17 protein-coding genes are annotated in these 16,684 nt (G+C 52.6%); 5 read left to right on the top strand and 12 right to left on the bottom strand.

Annotated elements, in window-relative coordinates; genetic code table 11:
- Positions 1-801 precede the first annotated feature (801 nt).
- From A3841_RS05090 to A3841_RS05080, 3 genes are all read left to right on the top strand, one after another.
- Complete coding sequence (locus tag A3841_RS05090) at positions 802-1,320, top strand: NADH-quinone oxidoreductase subunit A (RefSeq protein ID WP_073851254.1); 519 nt, start codon at positions 802-804, stop codon at positions 1,318-1,320.
- A 30-nt stretch (positions 1,321-1,350) separates the two neighbouring features.
- Positions 1,351-1,866: an NADH-quinone oxidoreductase subunit NuoB gene (gene nuoB / locus A3841_RS05085; protein ID WP_073851253.1), complete on the top strand. Its 516-nt coding sequence runs from the start codon at positions 1,351-1,353 to the stop codon at positions 1,864-1,866.
- A gap of 77 nt (positions 1,867-1,943) precedes the next feature.
- Positions 1,944-2,546 carry an NADH-quinone oxidoreductase subunit C gene (locus tag A3841_RS05080; protein WP_073851252.1) on the top strand — a complete coding sequence of 201 codons (603 nt, stop codon included), beginning with the start codon at positions 1,944-1,946 and terminating at the stop codon, positions 2,544-2,546.
- Positions 2,547-3,278: 732 nt separating this feature from the next.
- On the opposite strand, the gene A3841_RS05075 is transcribed toward A3841_RS05080, so the two are convergent.
- From A3841_RS05075 to A3841_RS05050, 7 genes are all read right to left on the bottom strand, one after another.
- A complete protein-coding gene (locus tag A3841_RS05075) occupies positions 3,279-4,073 on the bottom strand; it encodes an SPFH domain-containing protein (protein ID WP_073851251.1) in 795 nt (264 codons plus the stop codon).
- Entirely contained in the window at positions 4,073-4,261 is a 189-nt protein-coding gene (locus tag A3841_RS19955; protein ID WP_139307884.1) for a hypothetical protein, read from the bottom strand. The genes A3841_RS05075 and A3841_RS19955 overlap by 1 nt, the downstream gene beginning before the upstream one ends.
- Before the next feature lie 158 nt (positions 4,262-4,419).
- Complete coding sequence (locus A3841_RS05070) at positions 4,420-4,839, bottom strand: hypothetical protein (RefSeq protein ID WP_139307883.1); 420 nt, start codon at positions 4,837-4,839, stop codon at positions 4,420-4,422.
- A gap of 166 nt (positions 4,840-5,005) precedes the next feature.
- A complete protein-coding gene (locus A3841_RS05065) occupies positions 5,006-5,404 on the bottom strand; it encodes a hypothetical protein (RefSeq protein WP_073851249.1) in 399 nt (132 codons plus the stop codon).
- Positions 5,405-5,519: 115 nt separating this feature from the next.
- Positions 5,520-5,951 carry a GNAT family N-acetyltransferase gene (locus A3841_RS05060; protein WP_073851248.1) on the bottom strand — a complete coding sequence of 144 codons (432 nt, stop codon included), beginning with the start codon at positions 5,949-5,951 and terminating at the stop codon, positions 5,520-5,522.
- Between the two features lie 84 nt (positions 5,952-6,035).
- Positions 6,036-6,881 (bottom strand): macro domain-containing protein, encoded by an 846-nt coding sequence (locus tag A3841_RS05055; RefSeq protein WP_073851247.1) that lies wholly within the window; start codon positions 6,879-6,881, stop codon positions 6,036-6,038.
- 6 nt (positions 6,882-6,887) lie between these two features.
- Positions 6,888-7,457 carry a TIR domain-containing protein gene (locus A3841_RS05050; RefSeq protein WP_073851246.1) on the bottom strand — a complete coding sequence of 190 codons (570 nt, stop codon included), beginning with the start codon at positions 7,455-7,457 and terminating at the stop codon, positions 6,888-6,890.
- Between the two features lie 232 nt (positions 7,458-7,689).
- Here A3841_RS05050 and A3841_RS05045 point away from each other — a divergent pair, with 232 nt between their 5' ends.
- The gene (locus A3841_RS05045) at positions 7,690-8,895 is read left to right on the top strand and encodes an NADH-quinone oxidoreductase subunit D (RefSeq protein ID WP_073851245.1); all 1,206 of its coding nucleotides are present in this window, start codon (positions 7,690-7,692) and stop codon (positions 8,893-8,895) included.
- Positions 8,896-9,193: 298 nt separating this feature from the next.
- On the opposite strand, the gene A3841_RS05040 is transcribed toward A3841_RS05045, so the two are convergent.
- The 3 genes from A3841_RS05040 to ispF form a co-directional block, all read right to left on the bottom strand.
- Positions 9,194-10,570 (bottom strand): LutB/LldF family L-lactate oxidation iron-sulfur protein, encoded by a 1,377-nt coding sequence (locus tag A3841_RS05040; protein ID WP_073851244.1) that lies wholly within the window; start codon positions 10,568-10,570, stop codon positions 9,194-9,196.
- Between the two features lie 214 nt (positions 10,571-10,784).
- Positions 10,785-12,332, bottom strand: coding sequence for a M28 family peptidase (locus A3841_RS05035; protein WP_073851243.1), 1,548 nt, complete (start codon positions 12,330-12,332; stop codon positions 10,785-10,787).
- Positions 12,333-12,407: 75 nt separating this feature from the next.
- The gene (ispF, locus tag A3841_RS05030) at positions 12,408-12,893 is read right to left on the bottom strand and encodes a 2-C-methyl-D-erythritol 2,4-cyclodiphosphate synthase (protein WP_073851242.1); all 486 of its coding nucleotides are present in this window, start codon (positions 12,891-12,893) and stop codon (positions 12,408-12,410) included.
- A gap of 229 nt (positions 12,894-13,122) precedes the next feature.
- Here ispF and A3841_RS05025 point away from each other — a divergent pair, with 229 nt between their 5' ends.
- Positions 13,123-13,884, top strand: a complete 762-nt coding sequence (locus tag A3841_RS05025) for an OBAP family protein (RefSeq protein WP_073851241.1) — start codon at positions 13,123-13,125, stop codon at positions 13,882-13,884.
- A gap of 738 nt (positions 13,885-14,622) precedes the next feature.
- On the opposite strand, the gene A3841_RS05020 is transcribed toward A3841_RS05025, so the two are convergent.
- Both A3841_RS05020 and A3841_RS05015 read right to left on the bottom strand, forming a co-directional pair.
- Positions 14,623-15,723, bottom strand: a complete 1,101-nt coding sequence (locus A3841_RS05020) for an alkene reductase (protein ID WP_073851240.1) — start codon at positions 15,721-15,723, stop codon at positions 14,623-14,625.
- Between the two features lie 100 nt (positions 15,724-15,823).
- The gene (locus tag A3841_RS05015) at positions 15,824-16,648 is read right to left on the bottom strand and encodes an aldo/keto reductase (RefSeq protein ID WP_073851239.1); all 825 of its coding nucleotides are present in this window, start codon (positions 16,646-16,648) and stop codon (positions 15,824-15,826) included.
- Positions 16,649-16,684: the final 36 nt, after the last annotated feature.

The following is a 16,684-nucleotide window of genomic DNA, read 5'->3' as shown; positions in this document are numbered from 1 at the left end:
AGCGTGTGTGCGGTGCTTTAGTTGTTACAGGTTTGGGGGATGATTTGTTTACCCCATCTCAGCCTTATCCAACCACCCCTACCCCTCCTTATCCAAGGAGGGGAATTTTCACCCCACCCCGGCCCTCCCCTTTTGTCGAGGGCCCCTACCCCCAAAACAGGGGAGGGTGTTCTGCAGTACCGGGTCTAACCACCCCTACCCCTCCTTAGCCAAGGAGGGGAGCTTGGTCTTAGCTACACTTCAAGGTATAAGTTTCATAGTCAAAGTATAAACACCCCTATAGTCCCCTCAAAGGGACAATAGTAATAGCTGTAACTATCGATTCTGTTCCCAGTCCTTGGGTTGAGCGCCTATGCGAGTTTTTCCGGTGCCGAACGCAAGTGAGGCAGCCCGAGGCACGAGGGCAGGAAAAGCTCCCAGCGCGATGCCTGAGGACGAGCCCTCTCGGGCTTGAGAGCACCAAAGTATAGATGCAACAGTAGCTTAAGTAAGTCTGGAGGATGAACGGCAGCTAACAAGGATAGCTTGATTCAAACAGAAGGAAGCAGGGGCGTATAAAGGCACAAGCGGACGCTTGCGCCAGCAAAGTATAAAAGTCTAGCCAAAGTATAAATCGGAAGTATAAGTATGGCTTTTCAAGCCACTCGGATTGCAAATCCGAGAAGATAGGAAGGCACGGGTTGCAAACCCGCGCCAGCAGTGGGAGGTAGAAGCATAACCGGATGCTTGAACCATGTTAAAACCTCTTTTAGAGCAGGGGTGGAAATTTTATCGTAATTTTGCCTAAACAGCTGCGGCGCCATGGCAGAAAACTATACATCAGACTTCGGAACTATCCTGCTCTTTCTGGTAGGCGGGGCTATCTTTGTGGTGATCGGACTGCTCACGGCCAGGATTATCCGCCCGAGCAGGCCCAACCCGGAGAAGCTGACTACTTACGAATCGGGGGAGGAGCCGATCGGTAATGCCTGGGTGCAGTTTAATCCGCGTTTTTACGTGGTGGCGCTCATTTTCATCATTTTTGATGTGGAGCTGGCCTTCCTGTTTCCGTGGGCCACCGTGTTTGGCCGCAGGGATTTAATAGAGGCGACAGACGGCCTGTGGGGATGGTTTTCGCTCGTAGAAATGTTCATCTTTATAGGCGTGTTGGTGCTGGGACTGGCGTATGCCTGGGCCAAGGGGCATCTGGACTGGATAAAGCCAAAGCCTATACTTCCGCAGAGCCGCTCCAAAATACCCCTGGACGTGTACCAGCGTGTAAACGAGCGAAAGTACGACCTGAGGACAAAAGACGCAGGACAAAGAACAAACGAGGTATAGAAGTGTAATTCACATTCCTAAGTATAAAACGTGGATAAGACAGGAGAAGGCGGCGTAGTGATCACCAAACTGGATGACCTGCTCAACTGGGCGCGGCTCACCTCGCTGTTCCCGATGGGCTTTGGGCTAGCGTGCTGCGCCATTGAGATGATGGGGGCCTATGCCTCGGGCTACGACCTGGACCGCTTCGGCATTATACCGCGCGCCTCGCCGCGCCAGTCGGATGTGATGATCGTGGCCGGCACGGTTACCTTTAAGATGGCCGACCGCGTGCGCCGCCTCTACGAGCAGATGCCCGAGCCGCGCTACGTGATCTCGATGGGAAGCTGCTCTAACTGCGGCGGCCCGTACTGGGAGCATGGTTATCATGTGGTAAAGGGGGTGGACAGGATTATTCCGGTGGATGTGTACGTGCCAGGCTGCCCGCCAAGGCCGGAGGCGCTGATCGGTGGCTTCTTAAAATTACAGGAGATCATCCGCCAGGAAACCATTCGTGCCCCGAGAGCCGTGCAGCAGATCATGGCGAAAAGAATGAAGAATGCTTAATTAGGAATGAGTAATCAGTAATGATTAATGGTTAGGGAGATTAGTAATTACTCATTATTTACTATTAATTAATAATTATGACCTTCGGGGAGCTACAGCAGTTTATACTTGATCGGTTTGGCGCAGCAGTTATACTTGAGGCAAAGACCGATGCCCTGCAGCCATACCTGGTGCTTCAGCCGGAGCGCCTGCCGGAGGTATGCCTGGAGCTCCACGACAACGAGCTAACCTATTTCGATTGCCTCTCCTGCCTGACGGGGATGGACAACGGGCCCGAGGCCGGTATGATGGAGGTGATTTATACGTTGTACTCCATCCCCTACGATCATCACCTGACGCTGAAAGTACGGGTGCCACGCAACAGCACATCGGAAGAGGTAATACCGCAGGTGCCCACCGTCAGCCATATCTGGCGCACCGCCGACTGGCACGAGCGCGAGGTGTTCGATATGTTCGGCATCTACTTTACAGATCACCCCGACATGCGCCGCATCCTCTGCGCCGCTGACTGGCAGGGACACCCGCTCCGCAAGGATTACCAACTGCAGGACTACTACCACGGCATCAAAGTGCCCTACGACCAACACAACGAGAACAACGGCTTCCGGGGTGAGCCGGTTATACTTACCCAGCAACCGCCCGCCGAGCAGTTTCCGGATAAGCGCGAGAAGCCGGAGTAAGATCGATATATTTCCCTTCTCTTTCTGGCGTAAGTAGCTATACTTGGATATACTATATACTGCTCTGGCGCAAGCTGAAAGTCCCGGAGCATTTCGGGGCGTCCGCTTGTGTCTCTATTTGCCGCCGCCTCTTGTAACTTGAAATAAGCTATCTTTGCTAGCTTCCGTTCATCCTCCAGACTTACGAGCGTCTCGCTTCATTTTATACTTTGGCTCCCTCAAGGCCGGGAGGCCTCGCCTTCGGGCATCGCGCTGGGAGCTTTTCCTTTGCTCCTAACGTCGCAATGCCTCACTCTCGTTCGGCACCGGAAAAACTCGCATAGGCGCTCAACCCAAAGGCTGGGATCAGATTCGATAGCAGCGGCTGACGGAGCTCGAAGAATCAAAGTCCCCCTTCGAAGGGGGCAGGGGGATGATAATCGTTCCCGAATTCCCCTCTCGGGAGGGGCTGGGGTGGGTTTATACTTTGTAGGGACAGGTCGCGACCTGTCCGCGCGAAGGCTGCGGCTATGCAACTTATACTTCAGCAGAAGCAACTACAGACTCCCCGCCTTACAAGTCTTGGGTCCCGAACTTGTTTCGGGAGAGGGGTAGGGGTGGTTGGATTCGGTGCTGCAAAGCTCCCTCCCCTGTTCTGGGGGTAGGGGCACTCGATAAGAGGGGAGGGCTGGGGAGGAGTAAAAAAAAGCCGCCGGTTATACTTCCGGCGGCCTCTGATTTTATACTTTATACTTACTGCACGTTCTTAAAGAAGGTAGGCGAGTTGCCGTAGAGCGGAGTTTTGCCGTCCCATTTCTCGATGAACTGCTGCTGGATGAGCAGGGGGGTGAGGGTGCGCTGGCGCAGTTCGTTGGCGCGGGCTTCGGCCTCGGCTTCCACTATTTTCTTGCGGGCCTGGGCCTCGGCTACCTTCAACTCGTTTTCTACCTGCATGGCCTGCTGCACCGCTTTGTTTTTCAGGTTCACGGCCTGCACAATTACCTCGGGGTACTGCAAGCCACTTGTCATCTGCTCCAGTTCGAAGCCTTCCTTGCGCAGGGCATTGTCAAGCGCTATCTGCACTTTATCCTCGAAGCTTTGGCGGTTCGAGATGATGCTGTCGGTGCTGTATTGGTTAAACTGGATGCGGAAGGCGTCGCGGGCATAGTTAAAGAGCGTCGTTTTGGTGATCAGCTCGATGTCTTTGCGGTACTTGCTGAAGATGCGGGGGCTTTCGCCGGGCGTTACCCGGAAAGAGATCGTGGGATCAACGGTAAAAACGGAACCATCCTTGGCGTTCACGGTAAAGGCCGGGTAATCCACCGTCTGCACGAAGGTCGGGAACTGGAAAACCTCCTCCGTGAACGGGTTAAACCACACGCGCCCGGTTACCAGGTTCACGTCCTGCACGCCTTTGTCGGTGCCGTAGAGTTTTACCAGGATACCCTCGTGGCCTGCGTCGATGCGGGTGCAGGAGGTCATGGCGGTAACGGAGAACAGGGCGATAAGTACAACAGCAATTATCCAGGTAGTGATACTTCGGGTCATCAGGCGTTTAGTTTAGTTAGCGAAAAACGGATTATAAAGAAATTGGCAAGTATAAGTATGGCCAGCAGCCCAAAGCCAAGTATAACCGAGGCATCGGAAGGCTGGCGGATAAGCGTCACTACTTCGGTGTAGGCAAAGATGTCCGCAAGCAGCAGCAGAATGAGCAAAAGAATGTAGAGTAATTTCATTAAAAGTATATTGCAATCACAATATACTGAAAACCTTTTGTTCTATCACCCGCTTCAGGCTGATTGTCTTCAGGAAAGTATAAATAAGGAGGATTGGGCAAGGTCTTTACGGATGCAAACGGGCAGCCGGCGTTCTTTGGCGGGAAGGTGGTAAAAAACTACGCATAGTTGCTATCGCGCCGGCCGCTCCTGAAGAGGAAGTACCCCACTAGCATGTACACGATAACGCCCACTCCGATGGGAGCTTCCTGCTGCGCATACCAGATGCTGCTGTTCTGCAGCAAGGGGTTGGTAACCATACCAATCAGGATAAAAGAACCGAAAACCAGGGCAGGAGAAAGTATAATGGCAATGGCCCGCACCAGCATTCTACGGTTTCTGCTGAGGTAATACCCGATGCCTGTGGAGCCGATTAACAGCAGCACGATTCCGGTCGCCATGAAAAAAGCTGCGGCACCGGAAGTGATGATCCGGCCGTTTGTGGCGACAATGACGGCTAGTTTTATGGCCCAGGCAAGCGTGCCCCCGATCAAAAATAGCCCCGCTACCTGCGCCCATCTTGAAAAAATTAGCTTCAACGGCATATGAACCGGTATTTGGATGTTAGGAAATGGCTTCAAGAGAAAGGAACAAGCCTTCGTATAGCCGGAGCATCAGAAAGCCAACGGGGGAAGCCGCTTCGGGGAGAAGTATACGCTACAGGGTAGTGTCAGCACGTATGCCAAAGCTATTCCAACTGTAACGCTATGTGCTCTGGTTATACTTGCTCTTCAGGTTAGGGGTGGTAAAGAAAACATACGCAAAAAGGATGGCAAAAGCTGCGTAAACCAGCGCCGCTATCCAAAGGTAGTTCAGGCTCGTGTCCTTAAATGCCAGTTTCGCCAGAGCCAGTGCGCCGACAACAAAATGGGACAGGTTGCCAACCGCAACAGGCCGGCTGTAAATCCCGCCTATCAGGTTTGCTTTGGCTGTCCAGTTAATCATGGCAAAACCAAAGTATAGCGCTCCCAGCACCTGCAAAATAATGGCAGCAGCTTCAGACATCCCTAAGCTGCCGGCAACTTCCTGCGGCAAAAAAGATAAGGCTACCCCTGCCATGCCCATCACGACAGCACTTATAGCCATTAGTAGCTTTGTATTCATGTTTTGTTTTAGGTGAGATTTTAATACCCTTAGCCCTTGCCAAGAGAAAGTATAAGCATAAGAAAAGTATGGATTGCACTCCGGTAGCAGCGGGAAAGCTATAAGGAGTGTGGTTTTAACACAATATACTGAAAACCTTTTGTTCTTTCACTTCCTCAAAGCCAATTGCCTTGTAAAAAGTATGGCTGTCGGTTCTTTGGGTATTGCAGCGCACTCGTACCTTGCCAACTCCTTTTTGCCTGGCCCATGCCAGCACCTGCTCCACCAGCATCCGGCCGGCTCCGGTTCTCCGGCAGTGCTCATCCACCACCAGGCCGCCTATCTCCACAAAGGCTCCGGACTCCAGGTGCAACGTATAAAATCCGTGCACCCAGCCGATCAGCCTTTCATCCAGCACCACCCCAAAAGCGCAGTGGTCTTTACTCGCTAAGATTTCCTGCAGCCATACTTTGGTTTGATCAACTGATGCCTTGTAGCCGAGTTGGGAGGAGAGGGTGACTACGGCTTCGGCGTCTGTGAGGGTAAGGGGTCTGAGGTATGGAGTCATGGTTTGCTATTGATTTAGTAGGCAGTGCGAGCTACAAGCTCGCACTGCACTAGCGGTGGGATGGCCTGTGTTAGGTGCTTTTAATTATTTTAATACATGTATTAAGTGATCTTTGATATCGTAAAGATTAATTCCAAAGTTTTCGGCATCCTCTGGTCGAATCGCAATAATTAATTTTTCAGTAATTTTGTTTTTTGTTGATTCTTTTACAAATGACTCAGCTATTACAGCAATCATTTTTTTTCTTGATATCTTTATTCGACCTCTTCCGGTTCCAATCACTGGCACAGAGAGTTCTTGCAACTCACCATTTTCTCTAACATGATTCCACAATCCATTTAGTGCTATATTTACATCAGATATAGATGAAGATGCATTACCTCCTTCGCCAATATTTGCCATTGCAGTAAAGTAAAATGTTTTACCATGAGTATGTATTGGAATTGTTGTTCCCATAGGGTAAGGCGAAGTTAAGTTAATAACATCTAGTCCTTCCTGGATTTTCTTGATCAATTCATTCTGGTTTCCAGTAAAATACTTTGCTGTAAATTGGCCCTGAAGACTATTAACTGCTATTTTTCCTCCGGCTACATCTGCCTCAAATAAAGTATTTGTGCTAATCATGGCAGCACCGCTAATATCAAATAAATCAACTATTCGCACATCAATACAAAAGTCATATTCAGGAAATGAAATTGAGAATGATTTAATAGGTCTTCTTAGAAGGATTGAGATTAAAATTGATATAATTATAAAGAAGAAGAATGCATAGGAAGCATACTGGTCTCTTGTGTAGACGTTAAAGAAATCCAGAGTTTCTATAAGAAGCCATAATAACCCAAAAATGGCAAGTATTGATTTTAACCCATCAATCGAAAATATATATCGCCAATAAGCCTTACTTGTAATTGAATTGAAGATGTATCTCATTGCAGGTTAACACGTGTAAAAGTAGGTTCCAGCGCTACATTTTGAAGCAACCATAAAATCCGGGTCATTAAGTGCGGCTCTTATTAGATCCTTTTTATTTGGTATATGCAAAGTTGGAACATTGTTCATAGAATCTCGGAAGATTGGTAAATTGTCCCACAGATCTATTATCTGCTTTCGTAAGGTACCAGATTGGCAATTAATTATATCACTCTTTTCGCAATACTCTGGATAAACTACTATTATTGGGAGTTCTTGCGTGTTAATTCCATAATCCATTTCTTCTCTTATAGCTCTGGAACTCTTAGTTGAGGAACTCAAGAACAATAGTATACTTTTTGAGTATCTTAAGCGCTCACGAATTCTAGGCTTTAATGTCATCTCCCAATCGCTATTGTCCCTTACATTATAATTTTTATCATGTGAGTCAACAAAAGGGAAAGTGGAGTCACCTCCCTTCCAAGCTCTTAGCATGTTGTAATAAACAAAATCCTTTGTTGCATGTGCACCAAGACTACATTCGTTGAATGGTTCACTTACATAAAATGCTGAGTAATTTCCATCTTTATAATTCATATGCGTTTATTTTTTACATTTTGTTGAACAAAGCTTCTGTATAAATGCAAAAGGCATATAGTCTTTTGTCGTTTTTGACAGATAATCATAATTAAATATCCGAATATACTATATATTATTTAATATATGCATTTTCGAATGCTATTCTTTACCTAGAACCAGCCCCTCTATTATTCCCCCTTTTTCCCGACCTTTGCTATTCATTCATCATTAGTTATTAATTATTCACCCTGTGTCCACGATCTATAAAAACTACCTGCTGCAATCGGAGCCGAACAAGTTCAGCCAGGATGCGCTGAAGGCCGGTGAGATGATTGTGAACATGGGGCCGCAGCACCCGAGCACGCACGGCGTACTGCGCCTGGAGGTGGTCACCGACGGCGAGATCATCCAGGAGGTAGTGCCGCACATTGGTTACCTGCACCGCTGTTTCGAGAAGCACGCCGAAAGTATGGCCTATAACCAGACCATCCCCTACGTAGACCGCATGGACTACCTGGCCGCTATGAACTCGGAGCATGTGTGGTGCATGGGCGTGGAGAAGCTGCTGGGCATTACCGACCAGATTCCGAAGCGGGTGGAGTATATCCGCGTGCTGGTAACGGAGCTCAACCGCATTGCCTCGCACTTTGTGGCCATCGGCACCTACGCCATCGACATCGGGGCGTTTACGCCGTTCCTGTGGCTGTTGCGCGACAGAGAGCACATTCAGCGTTTGCTGGAGTGGGTTTCGGGCGCGCGTATGCTGTACAACTACATCTGGGTGGGCGGTTTATACTATGATCTGCCGATCGGCTTTGAGGAGCGCTGCCGCGAGTTTATAGACTACCTGCAGCCCAAGCTCGATGAGTTGGACACTATACTTCTGGAGAACAAGATCTTCATCGACCGCACGGCCAACGTGGGTATACTTCCGCTGGACGTGGCGATCAACTATGGCTGCTCCGGCCCCATGCTGCGTGGCTCCGGCCTGAAGTATGATTTGCGCCGCGTGGATGGCTACAGCGTGTACCCCGAACTGGACTTTGAGGTACCGATAGGGCAGGGGCTGGCTGGCACCACCGGCGACTGCTGGGACCGCAACTACGTGCGCGCCCTGGAGTGCCGCGAGTCGGTTAAGATCATCCGCCAGTGCCTCGACCAGCTTACCGGCGACCACAAACGCACCCCCGACTTTGACCCTCAGGCAGCCTGCCCCAAGAAAATGCGCATGACGGGCACGCAGGAGCTATACTTCCGTGGCGAAACCCCACGCGGCGAACTGGGCTACTACTTCCGCACCACCGACCGAAGCGACGTGCCGTTCCGCGCCAAGGGCCGCGCCCCAAGCTTTGTGAATCTCTCCGTACTGCCCGAAATCAGCCGCGGCTGCATGGTCGCCGACCTCATCGCTATTGTCGGCTCTGTGGATATCGTGCTGGGCGAAGTGGATAGGTAGCCGTTATAGTTGTTCGTTGTTAGTTATTGGTTGTTGGTGTTGTAGAAACAGGTCGCGACCTGTCCGCGCAAGAACGATAGCTATAGCTATAAAACTTATACTTTAGCCAAAGTAATTACAGAGCTCCCCGCCTTGGCTAAGGAGGGGTTAGGGGTGGTTTGACCCGGTCCTGCTGGAAATCCTGATTCAGACAAATTACCGGTGCACGATTCGGACAGGTCGCGACCTGTCCCTACAGCCCAGCATCTGCAAGTATAAAACCAACAATAAAGCCTGCTTCATCAGCAGGCTTTATACTTTATTTTCCGCGTTGCTCTTTCCAGAGCTGGTTAAACGATTTGCCGGCAACTTGCAGCGGCTCGCGGCGCTTGCTCCAGGTATCCTTCTGCACGTAGCGCAGCACAAAGTTCTTGAGGCCGGCAGGGGCTAGGTTCATCAACGTTCTGCTCTTCATCGCCTTTACCCACAGTTTGATTGCGGTTTTTTCCTGGCTCTCGGCCAGCCCTTCGTCAACGCTTTGCTTGCGGTTTAAGAGCAGCAGGTTGTGGATGTTGATCTTGACCGGACACACCGAGGTGCAGGCGCCGCAAAGGGAGCTGGCAAAACTCAGGTGCTTGTTTTCGGCCATGCCACTCAGGTGGGGCGTAATTACCGAGCCGATGGGGCCGCTGTAGGTGGTCTCATACGTATGGCCACCGATGTTTTTGTAGACCGGGCACACGTTCAGGCAGGCGCCGCAGCGGATGCAGTTCAGGGCCTCGCGCTTCTCGGGCAGGGCCAGCAGTTCGGTTCGGCCGTTGTCGAGCAGCACCACGTACATCTCCTCCGGGCCGTCCTTTTCTTTGGACTGGCGCGGGCCGGTAAAAATGGTGTTATAAACCGTTATACCTTGTCCGGTGCCGCTGGTGCTCAGCAGGGGCCAGAACAGGTCCAGGTCCATGATAGAGGGAATCATCTTCTCGATGCCCACAATGGCAATGTGCGTTTTGGGGAAAGCGGTAGAGAGGCGACCGTTGCCCTCGTTCTCGGTTACGGCCACGCCGCCCACGTCAGCGATCAGGAAGTTGCCGCCCGTAATGCCCACCTCAGCAGAAGTATACTTTTCGCGCAGCAGCGTGCGGGCCACGCCCACCAGTTCCTCTGCGTTATCGGTAGGAGGGATGCCCAGTTTGCGCACGAATAGCTCCGAGATGTCCTTCTTAGACATGTGCATGGCCGGCGTTACGATGTGGTAAGGCCGCTGCTCTGCCAGCTGCACAATATACTCGCCGAGATCTGTTTCTACAGTCTCGATGCCGTTCTTCTCCAGGTACTCGTTCAGGTGTATCTCCTCCGTCGTCATCGACTTGGACTTTACCACCGAGCGGGCGCGTTTGCGCTTCATGATCTCGCCAATCTCCTTTAAAGCCTCCTGCGCGTCTCGGGCCCAGATCACCTTGCCGCCACGGGCCGTGAAGTTGGCTTCGAACTCCATCAGGTACTTGTCCAGGTTGTTGATTGTCTGGGTTTTTATAAAGGAGGCACGCTCGCGGGCCAGCTCATGGTCGGAGTATTGGGTAAGGCCACGCTGCACAGCGGCGTTATACTTGCCGATGTTAAACTTGATGGTGGAACGATGCCCCTGGTCGAATGCTTTCGTCTCCGCGTCCTGCAGAAACTGTTTCAGTTTACTCATACTGTATTTCCCCCTGCGTTTTCCGGTGGTGAGCCATACTTTATAGCTACCCTCTTAAAAGAAAAGCACCCTTAAAGGTATAAAGAGTTTGGGAGTTTAAGAGTTAGAAAGTTTAAGAGTTTAGGAAGCTGGAACAATTATAGTTTGTTACTCCTCCTTTTTTAACTCATTTTTCTCTAACTCCCAAACCCCCAAACTCTCTAACTCAGAAGTCTTACTTTTTATTGCTGTCCACTACGATGCGGTTCTCGCGGTTGGCCAGCTCCCAGGTCACGTGGAACGCCAGGCGCGATACTTTCTCAGCGCTCTCGTAGATGATCTTATCGGCCTCATCGCCTGGCTGGTGGTAATCGTCGTGCACGCCGTTGAAGTAGAACACGATCGGGATACCGTTCTTGGCGAAGTTGTAGTGGTCGGAGCGGTAGTAGAAGCGGTTCGGGTCGTTCTCGTCGTTAAAAGTATAATCGAGCTTCAGGTTCACGTACTTCTGGTTCATCTCCTCGTTGATCTGGTGCAGTTCCGAAGAAAGCTTGTCAGCCCCGATCACGTAGATGTAGTTGCTGTCGTTGGTCTTCTCGTGCTCATAGTCCATGCGGCCGATCATGTCGATGTTCACGTTGGCCACGGTGTTCTCCAGCGGGAAGATCGGGTTTTCGGAGTAGTACTCAGAGCCCAGCAGGCCCTTCTCCTCGGCAGTCACCGTCATGAACAGCACGCTGCGGCGCGGGCCGTAACCGTCTTTCTTCGCCTGGGCAAAGGCCTCGGCCAGCTCGATCACCGCCACCGTGCCGGAGCCGTCGTCGTTGGCGCCGTTGTAGATCTTGTCACCTTCCAGCGATTCGTCCACACCCACGTGGTCGTAGTGCGCTGTCACGATAACTACCTCGTCTTTTTTATCGGTACCCTCCACAAAGCCCAGCACGTTCTCGGTTGGCAGTGGCTCAGAGGTTCTGCTCATCAGGATCCTGATATCAGAAGCAGGCTTAAAGGCGATGGTGGAGGCATTGCGCTGCAGCTGCTCCGGCGTAGTGCCCAAAATGGCGGCGCCTACAGTAGGCGTGGCAAAAATTGTGGCCGGGCGACTGCTGTTGTTGCTGCCCATCTGCGAGAGGGAGGGCTGCGAGAGGCGGTGTGAGAAGCGCTCGGCCATGCCGCGGTACTCCTCTGCTCCCAGCACGTACACCACGCCCTTAGCGCCTGCCTGCTCTGCGGCGGCACCAAAACCGCGCATCTTGGTCTGCATCTCGGCTGGCGTCAGCATGGTTACCACCAGTTTGCCATTAGCGTCTTTCCCGGCAAGCTGCGCGGCATCCGCTACATAAACCGCCTCCACGCTTTGCTCCGTCGTGAACGGGGAAGAGCCGAACGGGAAAAAGTCCTGCATCATCAGGTACTTCTCGGTTCCTATCGAAATATGGCCTTCGCCCCAGGCGCTTTTCTGCAGATCGAATGTCTGGTAATAAGGGTTGGCGCTGTTGGCTTTCACCGGTCCGGTCAGACCGTCCTCACGGAACTCGCGGGCGATGTACTCGGCAGCCATTTTCTGGCCTTTCTCGCCAGTGTTGCGGCCCTCGTACTCATCAGAAGCGATGATGTGGAGGTGCTTCGACAGATCGGCGGCTGTAATGGTTTCGGCATACTTGGGGGCAGCCTCGCTCAGCTTGGCTACATCGGTGGTAGGCTTGCTGGCGCTTGGGCCCTGGGCGCAGCCATAGCCAAAGGCGGCTAGCAGCAGGGCGGCGTAGAGATTATGTCTCTTCATGGTTTAGTTAAGGTGTTATAAAAGTATAAGTTGAGGTTAGACGTGCGTTGGTGCAGGTGGTTTAATCCGCGGTGCCTACTGCTTCACGATCAAAACGGTGGCAAAGGCCGCCACGCCCTCTTTCTTGCCCACAAAACCTAAATGTTCGGTGGTGGTGGCCTTGATGGAGATATCCTCCTCCGGGATGCCCATCACCTCGGCTAAACAAGCCTTCATGGCCGGAATATGCGGGTTTACCTTGGGCTCCTGCAGGCAGATGGTGGAGTCGATGTTGCCGATCTCGTAGCCCTCGCGGCTCAGCAGGTGCACCACTTCCTTCAGCAGGATCTTGGAGTCGATTCCTTTGTACTTGGGGTCTCTGTCGGAGAAGTGGAAGCCGATGTCGCGCATGTTGGCGGCACCCAGCAGGGCGTCGCAGATCACGTGGGTGAGCACGTCGGCGTCGGAGTGGCCCAGGGCGCCGTGCGTGTGCGGAATCTTGATGCCGCCGAGCCAGAAGTCGAGGCCCTCCTGCAACTGGTGCACGTCGTAGCCGAAGCCGGTTCTTATTTTCAGTTTCATAGTGTGGTTATCCGAAGTATAGGTATGCCTAAAGCGCCTGAAGAAGCAGGGCTAAAAAGTAAATCTAAGCTAAAAATACGATTTTGTGCCACTTCCAGGGCTGTTTTTTGCGTTTATACCTGCCTCGGGCAAGGGCGCTGCCGGTATCAAAGTATAAAGCACCGCATACTCTACGGGCGCACGTGCGTAGAGTTGAGGAACCACGCATAAGGTGTAATCAGAAATAAGGATGAGTAGAAAGATAGGAACCGCCCTGCCCCTGCTGGCGATGGGGCTGCTGGCTGGCTGCGGCGGCGAGAACACCGAAACCAACGTGCAGGTGCCGGGCAGCGAGAAAACCACGGAGTCGAAGGCGCTGGAGATGAGCGCGGAACTGATGCAGGACAAGGCCCCGCTCACCAGGATTGATATGTACCTGGCTGGCTTCCACTTTTACAATGGTCACCCGCAGGGGCAGATGGAAGCGCACCACTATGTGACGCAGCTGAACGAGGACGTGCAACAGGCGATCATTTTTGATGGCAACGGCGAGGACGCCAAACTGATGGGGGTGGAGTACATCATCTCGGAGCGGTTATTCAAAAAGCTGCCGGAGGAGGAGAAAAAGCTGTGGCACAGCCACCACTACGAGGTGAAGTCGGGCACCCTGATTGCGCCGGGCATACCCGATGCCGCCGAGCACCAACTGATGGAGAAGCTGGTGAGCACCTACGGCAAAACCATCCATACCTGGCACACCGACCGCAACATGGAGCTGCCTTTTGGTGCCCCGATGATCATGATGGGCTTTACCCGGGACGGGCAGCTGCGGCAGGAACTGGTAGACGAGCGCGACAGGAACCTGGAGGTATCGACGGCCGAGAAGCGCAGGCAACGCGCGGACATCCCGACGCCGGAGGTGGTGCCGGGCGCCAACGCCTGGGAGCAGGGCGAGGTGCGCCAGCTGCAGCTAACCGACAAGGCCCCGGATTTGCAGCAGCATGGTCATTAGTGGAAGTATAAAGTATAAAAGTATGGCTCGGTTGAAATTTATATTTGGGTTATACTTTATACTTCCCCGCTCTCTGGCGCGGGCTTGCAGCCCGTGCCCCTTTATGCGTTGGGTTTTCAACCCGACTGGCTCAAAGAGTCATACTTTTATACTTTGGCTATACTTCCATAGCTGCTGCTGCCTTCCACTTGACACAAGCTATACTTACTAGCTTCCGCTGATCCATTGCCTTACAACCTTAATTGTTTTATATCCAGTTTTGGCTCCCTCAAGGCCGGGAGGCCTCGCCTTCGGGCATCGCGCTTGGAGCTTTTCCTGCCCTCGTACCTCGGGCTGCCTCGCTTGCAGCTCGTCACCGGAAAAACTCGCATAGGCGCTCAACCCAAGGGCTGGGATCAGATTCGATAGCTACAGCTATTACTACTGTCCCCTTGAGGACAAACAAGAACGAGAGTTCGAAACTTGCGACCTTAGGTCAATAGGGGAGCCTGTCATTACTTTGACTATAGAACTTATACTTTAGCCAAAGTAATGACAGGCTCCCCTCCTTAGTCAAGTCTTGGATCCCGAACTTGTTTCGGGAGAGGGATAAAGGGGTGGTTGGATCCGGTACTGCTGAGCTCCCTCCCCTGTTCTTAGGGGAGGGTTGGGGAGGGGTGAATCCGTTTGCGTTACAAAGTATAAAAAAAGCGCCTGCTAAAGTATAGCAGGCGCTTTCAAAATTTGCGGCAAGTCGGCTTAGGCTTCCACCTCTGCCAACGTCGGGTAATTCACGTAACCTTCAGGGCCTGGAGCGTAGAACTTGCTCTGGTCTGGCTGCTGTAGCTCGGCGTTCTGGGCAAAGCGCTCCACCAGGTCGGGGTTGGCGATAAACGGCACCCCGAAGGCCACCATGTCGGCATCGCCATCGGCAATTACTTTATTTCCTGTCTCCTGGGTAAAGCCGCCGTTGAGAATCAGGGTGCCCTTATACTTAGGGCGGTAGCGCTTGGCCACCTGCGGCTCGATGTGCGGCACATCCTTGTTGGCCGGCGAGGCCTCGGTCAGGTGCACATACGCCAGGTTATACTTGTTCAGATGTTCCACAATGTAGTCGAAAGTCGGGATGGTGTCTTCGTTTACGGTAATGCCGAAGCCGCCGTGCATGCTGGGGTTCAGGCGCACACCAATCCGGTGCTGCGGCACCACTTCCTTGATAGCATCCAGCACCTCGAACAGGATGCGGGCGCGGTTCTCCACTGAACCACCGTAGGCATCGGTACGCACGTTAGCCGTGCTCACGAAGAACTGGTGCAGCAGGTAACCGTTGGAGGCGTGCACTTCCACACCGTCGAAACCGGCATCAATGGCATTGCGGGCAGCGGTTTTAAAGTCCTGTACAATCTGCTTTATCTCCGGTATCGTCAGCTCGTGCGGTGTCACGGTATCTTTAAAGCCCTCGGGCGTGAAGGCTTTGTCGTTGGGGTTAATGGGAGAGGGGGCCACCGGCAGTTTTCCGCCATGGAAGTAGGGGTGCGACATGCGGCCTACGTGCCACAGCTGCAGGAAAATCTTGCCTCCCTCGGCGTGCACGGCGCCGGTTACTTTTTTCCAGCCGGCTACCTGCTCTGCGCTATGGATGCCTGGCGTGTTAATATAACCCACAGCCTGCTTCGATATCTGCGATCCCTCGGTGATGATCAAACCGGCGCCGGCGCGCTGGGCGTAGTACGTGGTCATCAGCTCATTGGCGGCGTTGTGTTCGTTATCGGCGCGGCTGCGTGTCATGGGAGCCATCACGACGCGGTTCTTCAGCGCAAGGTCGTGTAGGGCAATCGGATTTAAAAGTGGTTGTGACATAATGTAGTTAGAAAGTTAGAGAGTTAGAAAGTTTAGGAGTTATCCTGCCCGCACAATCTTCTTCACTCTTGATTATTAATTCGTAATTCTTGATTCTTAATTATACCGTGTCCCACGCCGGGGCGAAGGAAGGGCTGATGAGGCGGGTATTGGCCTGTTTCAGCTGGTTTATCTGCTCCATTTCCTGGGGCGTGAGCTCAAAGTCGAAGATGTTGAAGTTGGCCTCCACGTTCTTTTCTTTGGCGCTCCTCGGGATGGCCAGCACCCCGTCCTGCTGCATGAGCCAGCGCAGCGTTACCTGCACCTCACTTTTGCCATACTTGCTGCCGATGCTTTTCAGCGTCTCGTTGCCCAGTACTTGGCCTTGCGCGATGGGGCTGTAGGCCGTGAGCGTGAGCTCGTGCTGGCGCAGGTAAGTATAGAGCTTGTCCTGGTTGAGGAAGGGGTGGTACTCTACCTGGTTGGTGATGATCCCGGCGCCCGTGGCCAGTACCTTGTCGAGCAGGGCGGTGGGGTGGTTGCTGACCCCGATGTACCTGGCGTAGCCCATTTCCCGGGCTTTCACCAGCTCCGCCATGTACTCCTCCACCGGCACCTCGGCGTTGGGCCAGTGAATCAGTAGCAGGTCCACGTAATCGGTGCGCAGCTGCTGCAGGCTTTCCTCCACAGAAGGCATGAACTTTTCGCGCGACAGATTCGTCGGCAGCACCTTGGTGGTCAGGAAGACCTCGCTTCTTGCTACCCCGGATTCCCTGATGGCTTCGCCTACTGCCTCCTCGTTGCGGTACATCTGAGCCGTGTCGAGGTGCCGGTAGCCGGTGGCAAGGGCATGGCCTACAATTTTCCGGGCCGTGTCTCCCTCCAGCTTAAACGTTCCCAAGCCCAATGCCGGAATAGTGGCCCCCTTTAGTTTGATATAGTTCATACTTTGTTCTTAAGTATATACATTACTTGTGCATAC

This window comes from Pontibacter flavimaris, assembly GCF_001907195.1.
Lineage (GTDB): Bacteria > Bacteroidota > Bacteroidia > Cytophagales > Hymenobacteraceae > Pontibacter > Pontibacter flavimaris.
This window is presented reverse-complemented; position numbering and strand designations above follow the sequence as displayed.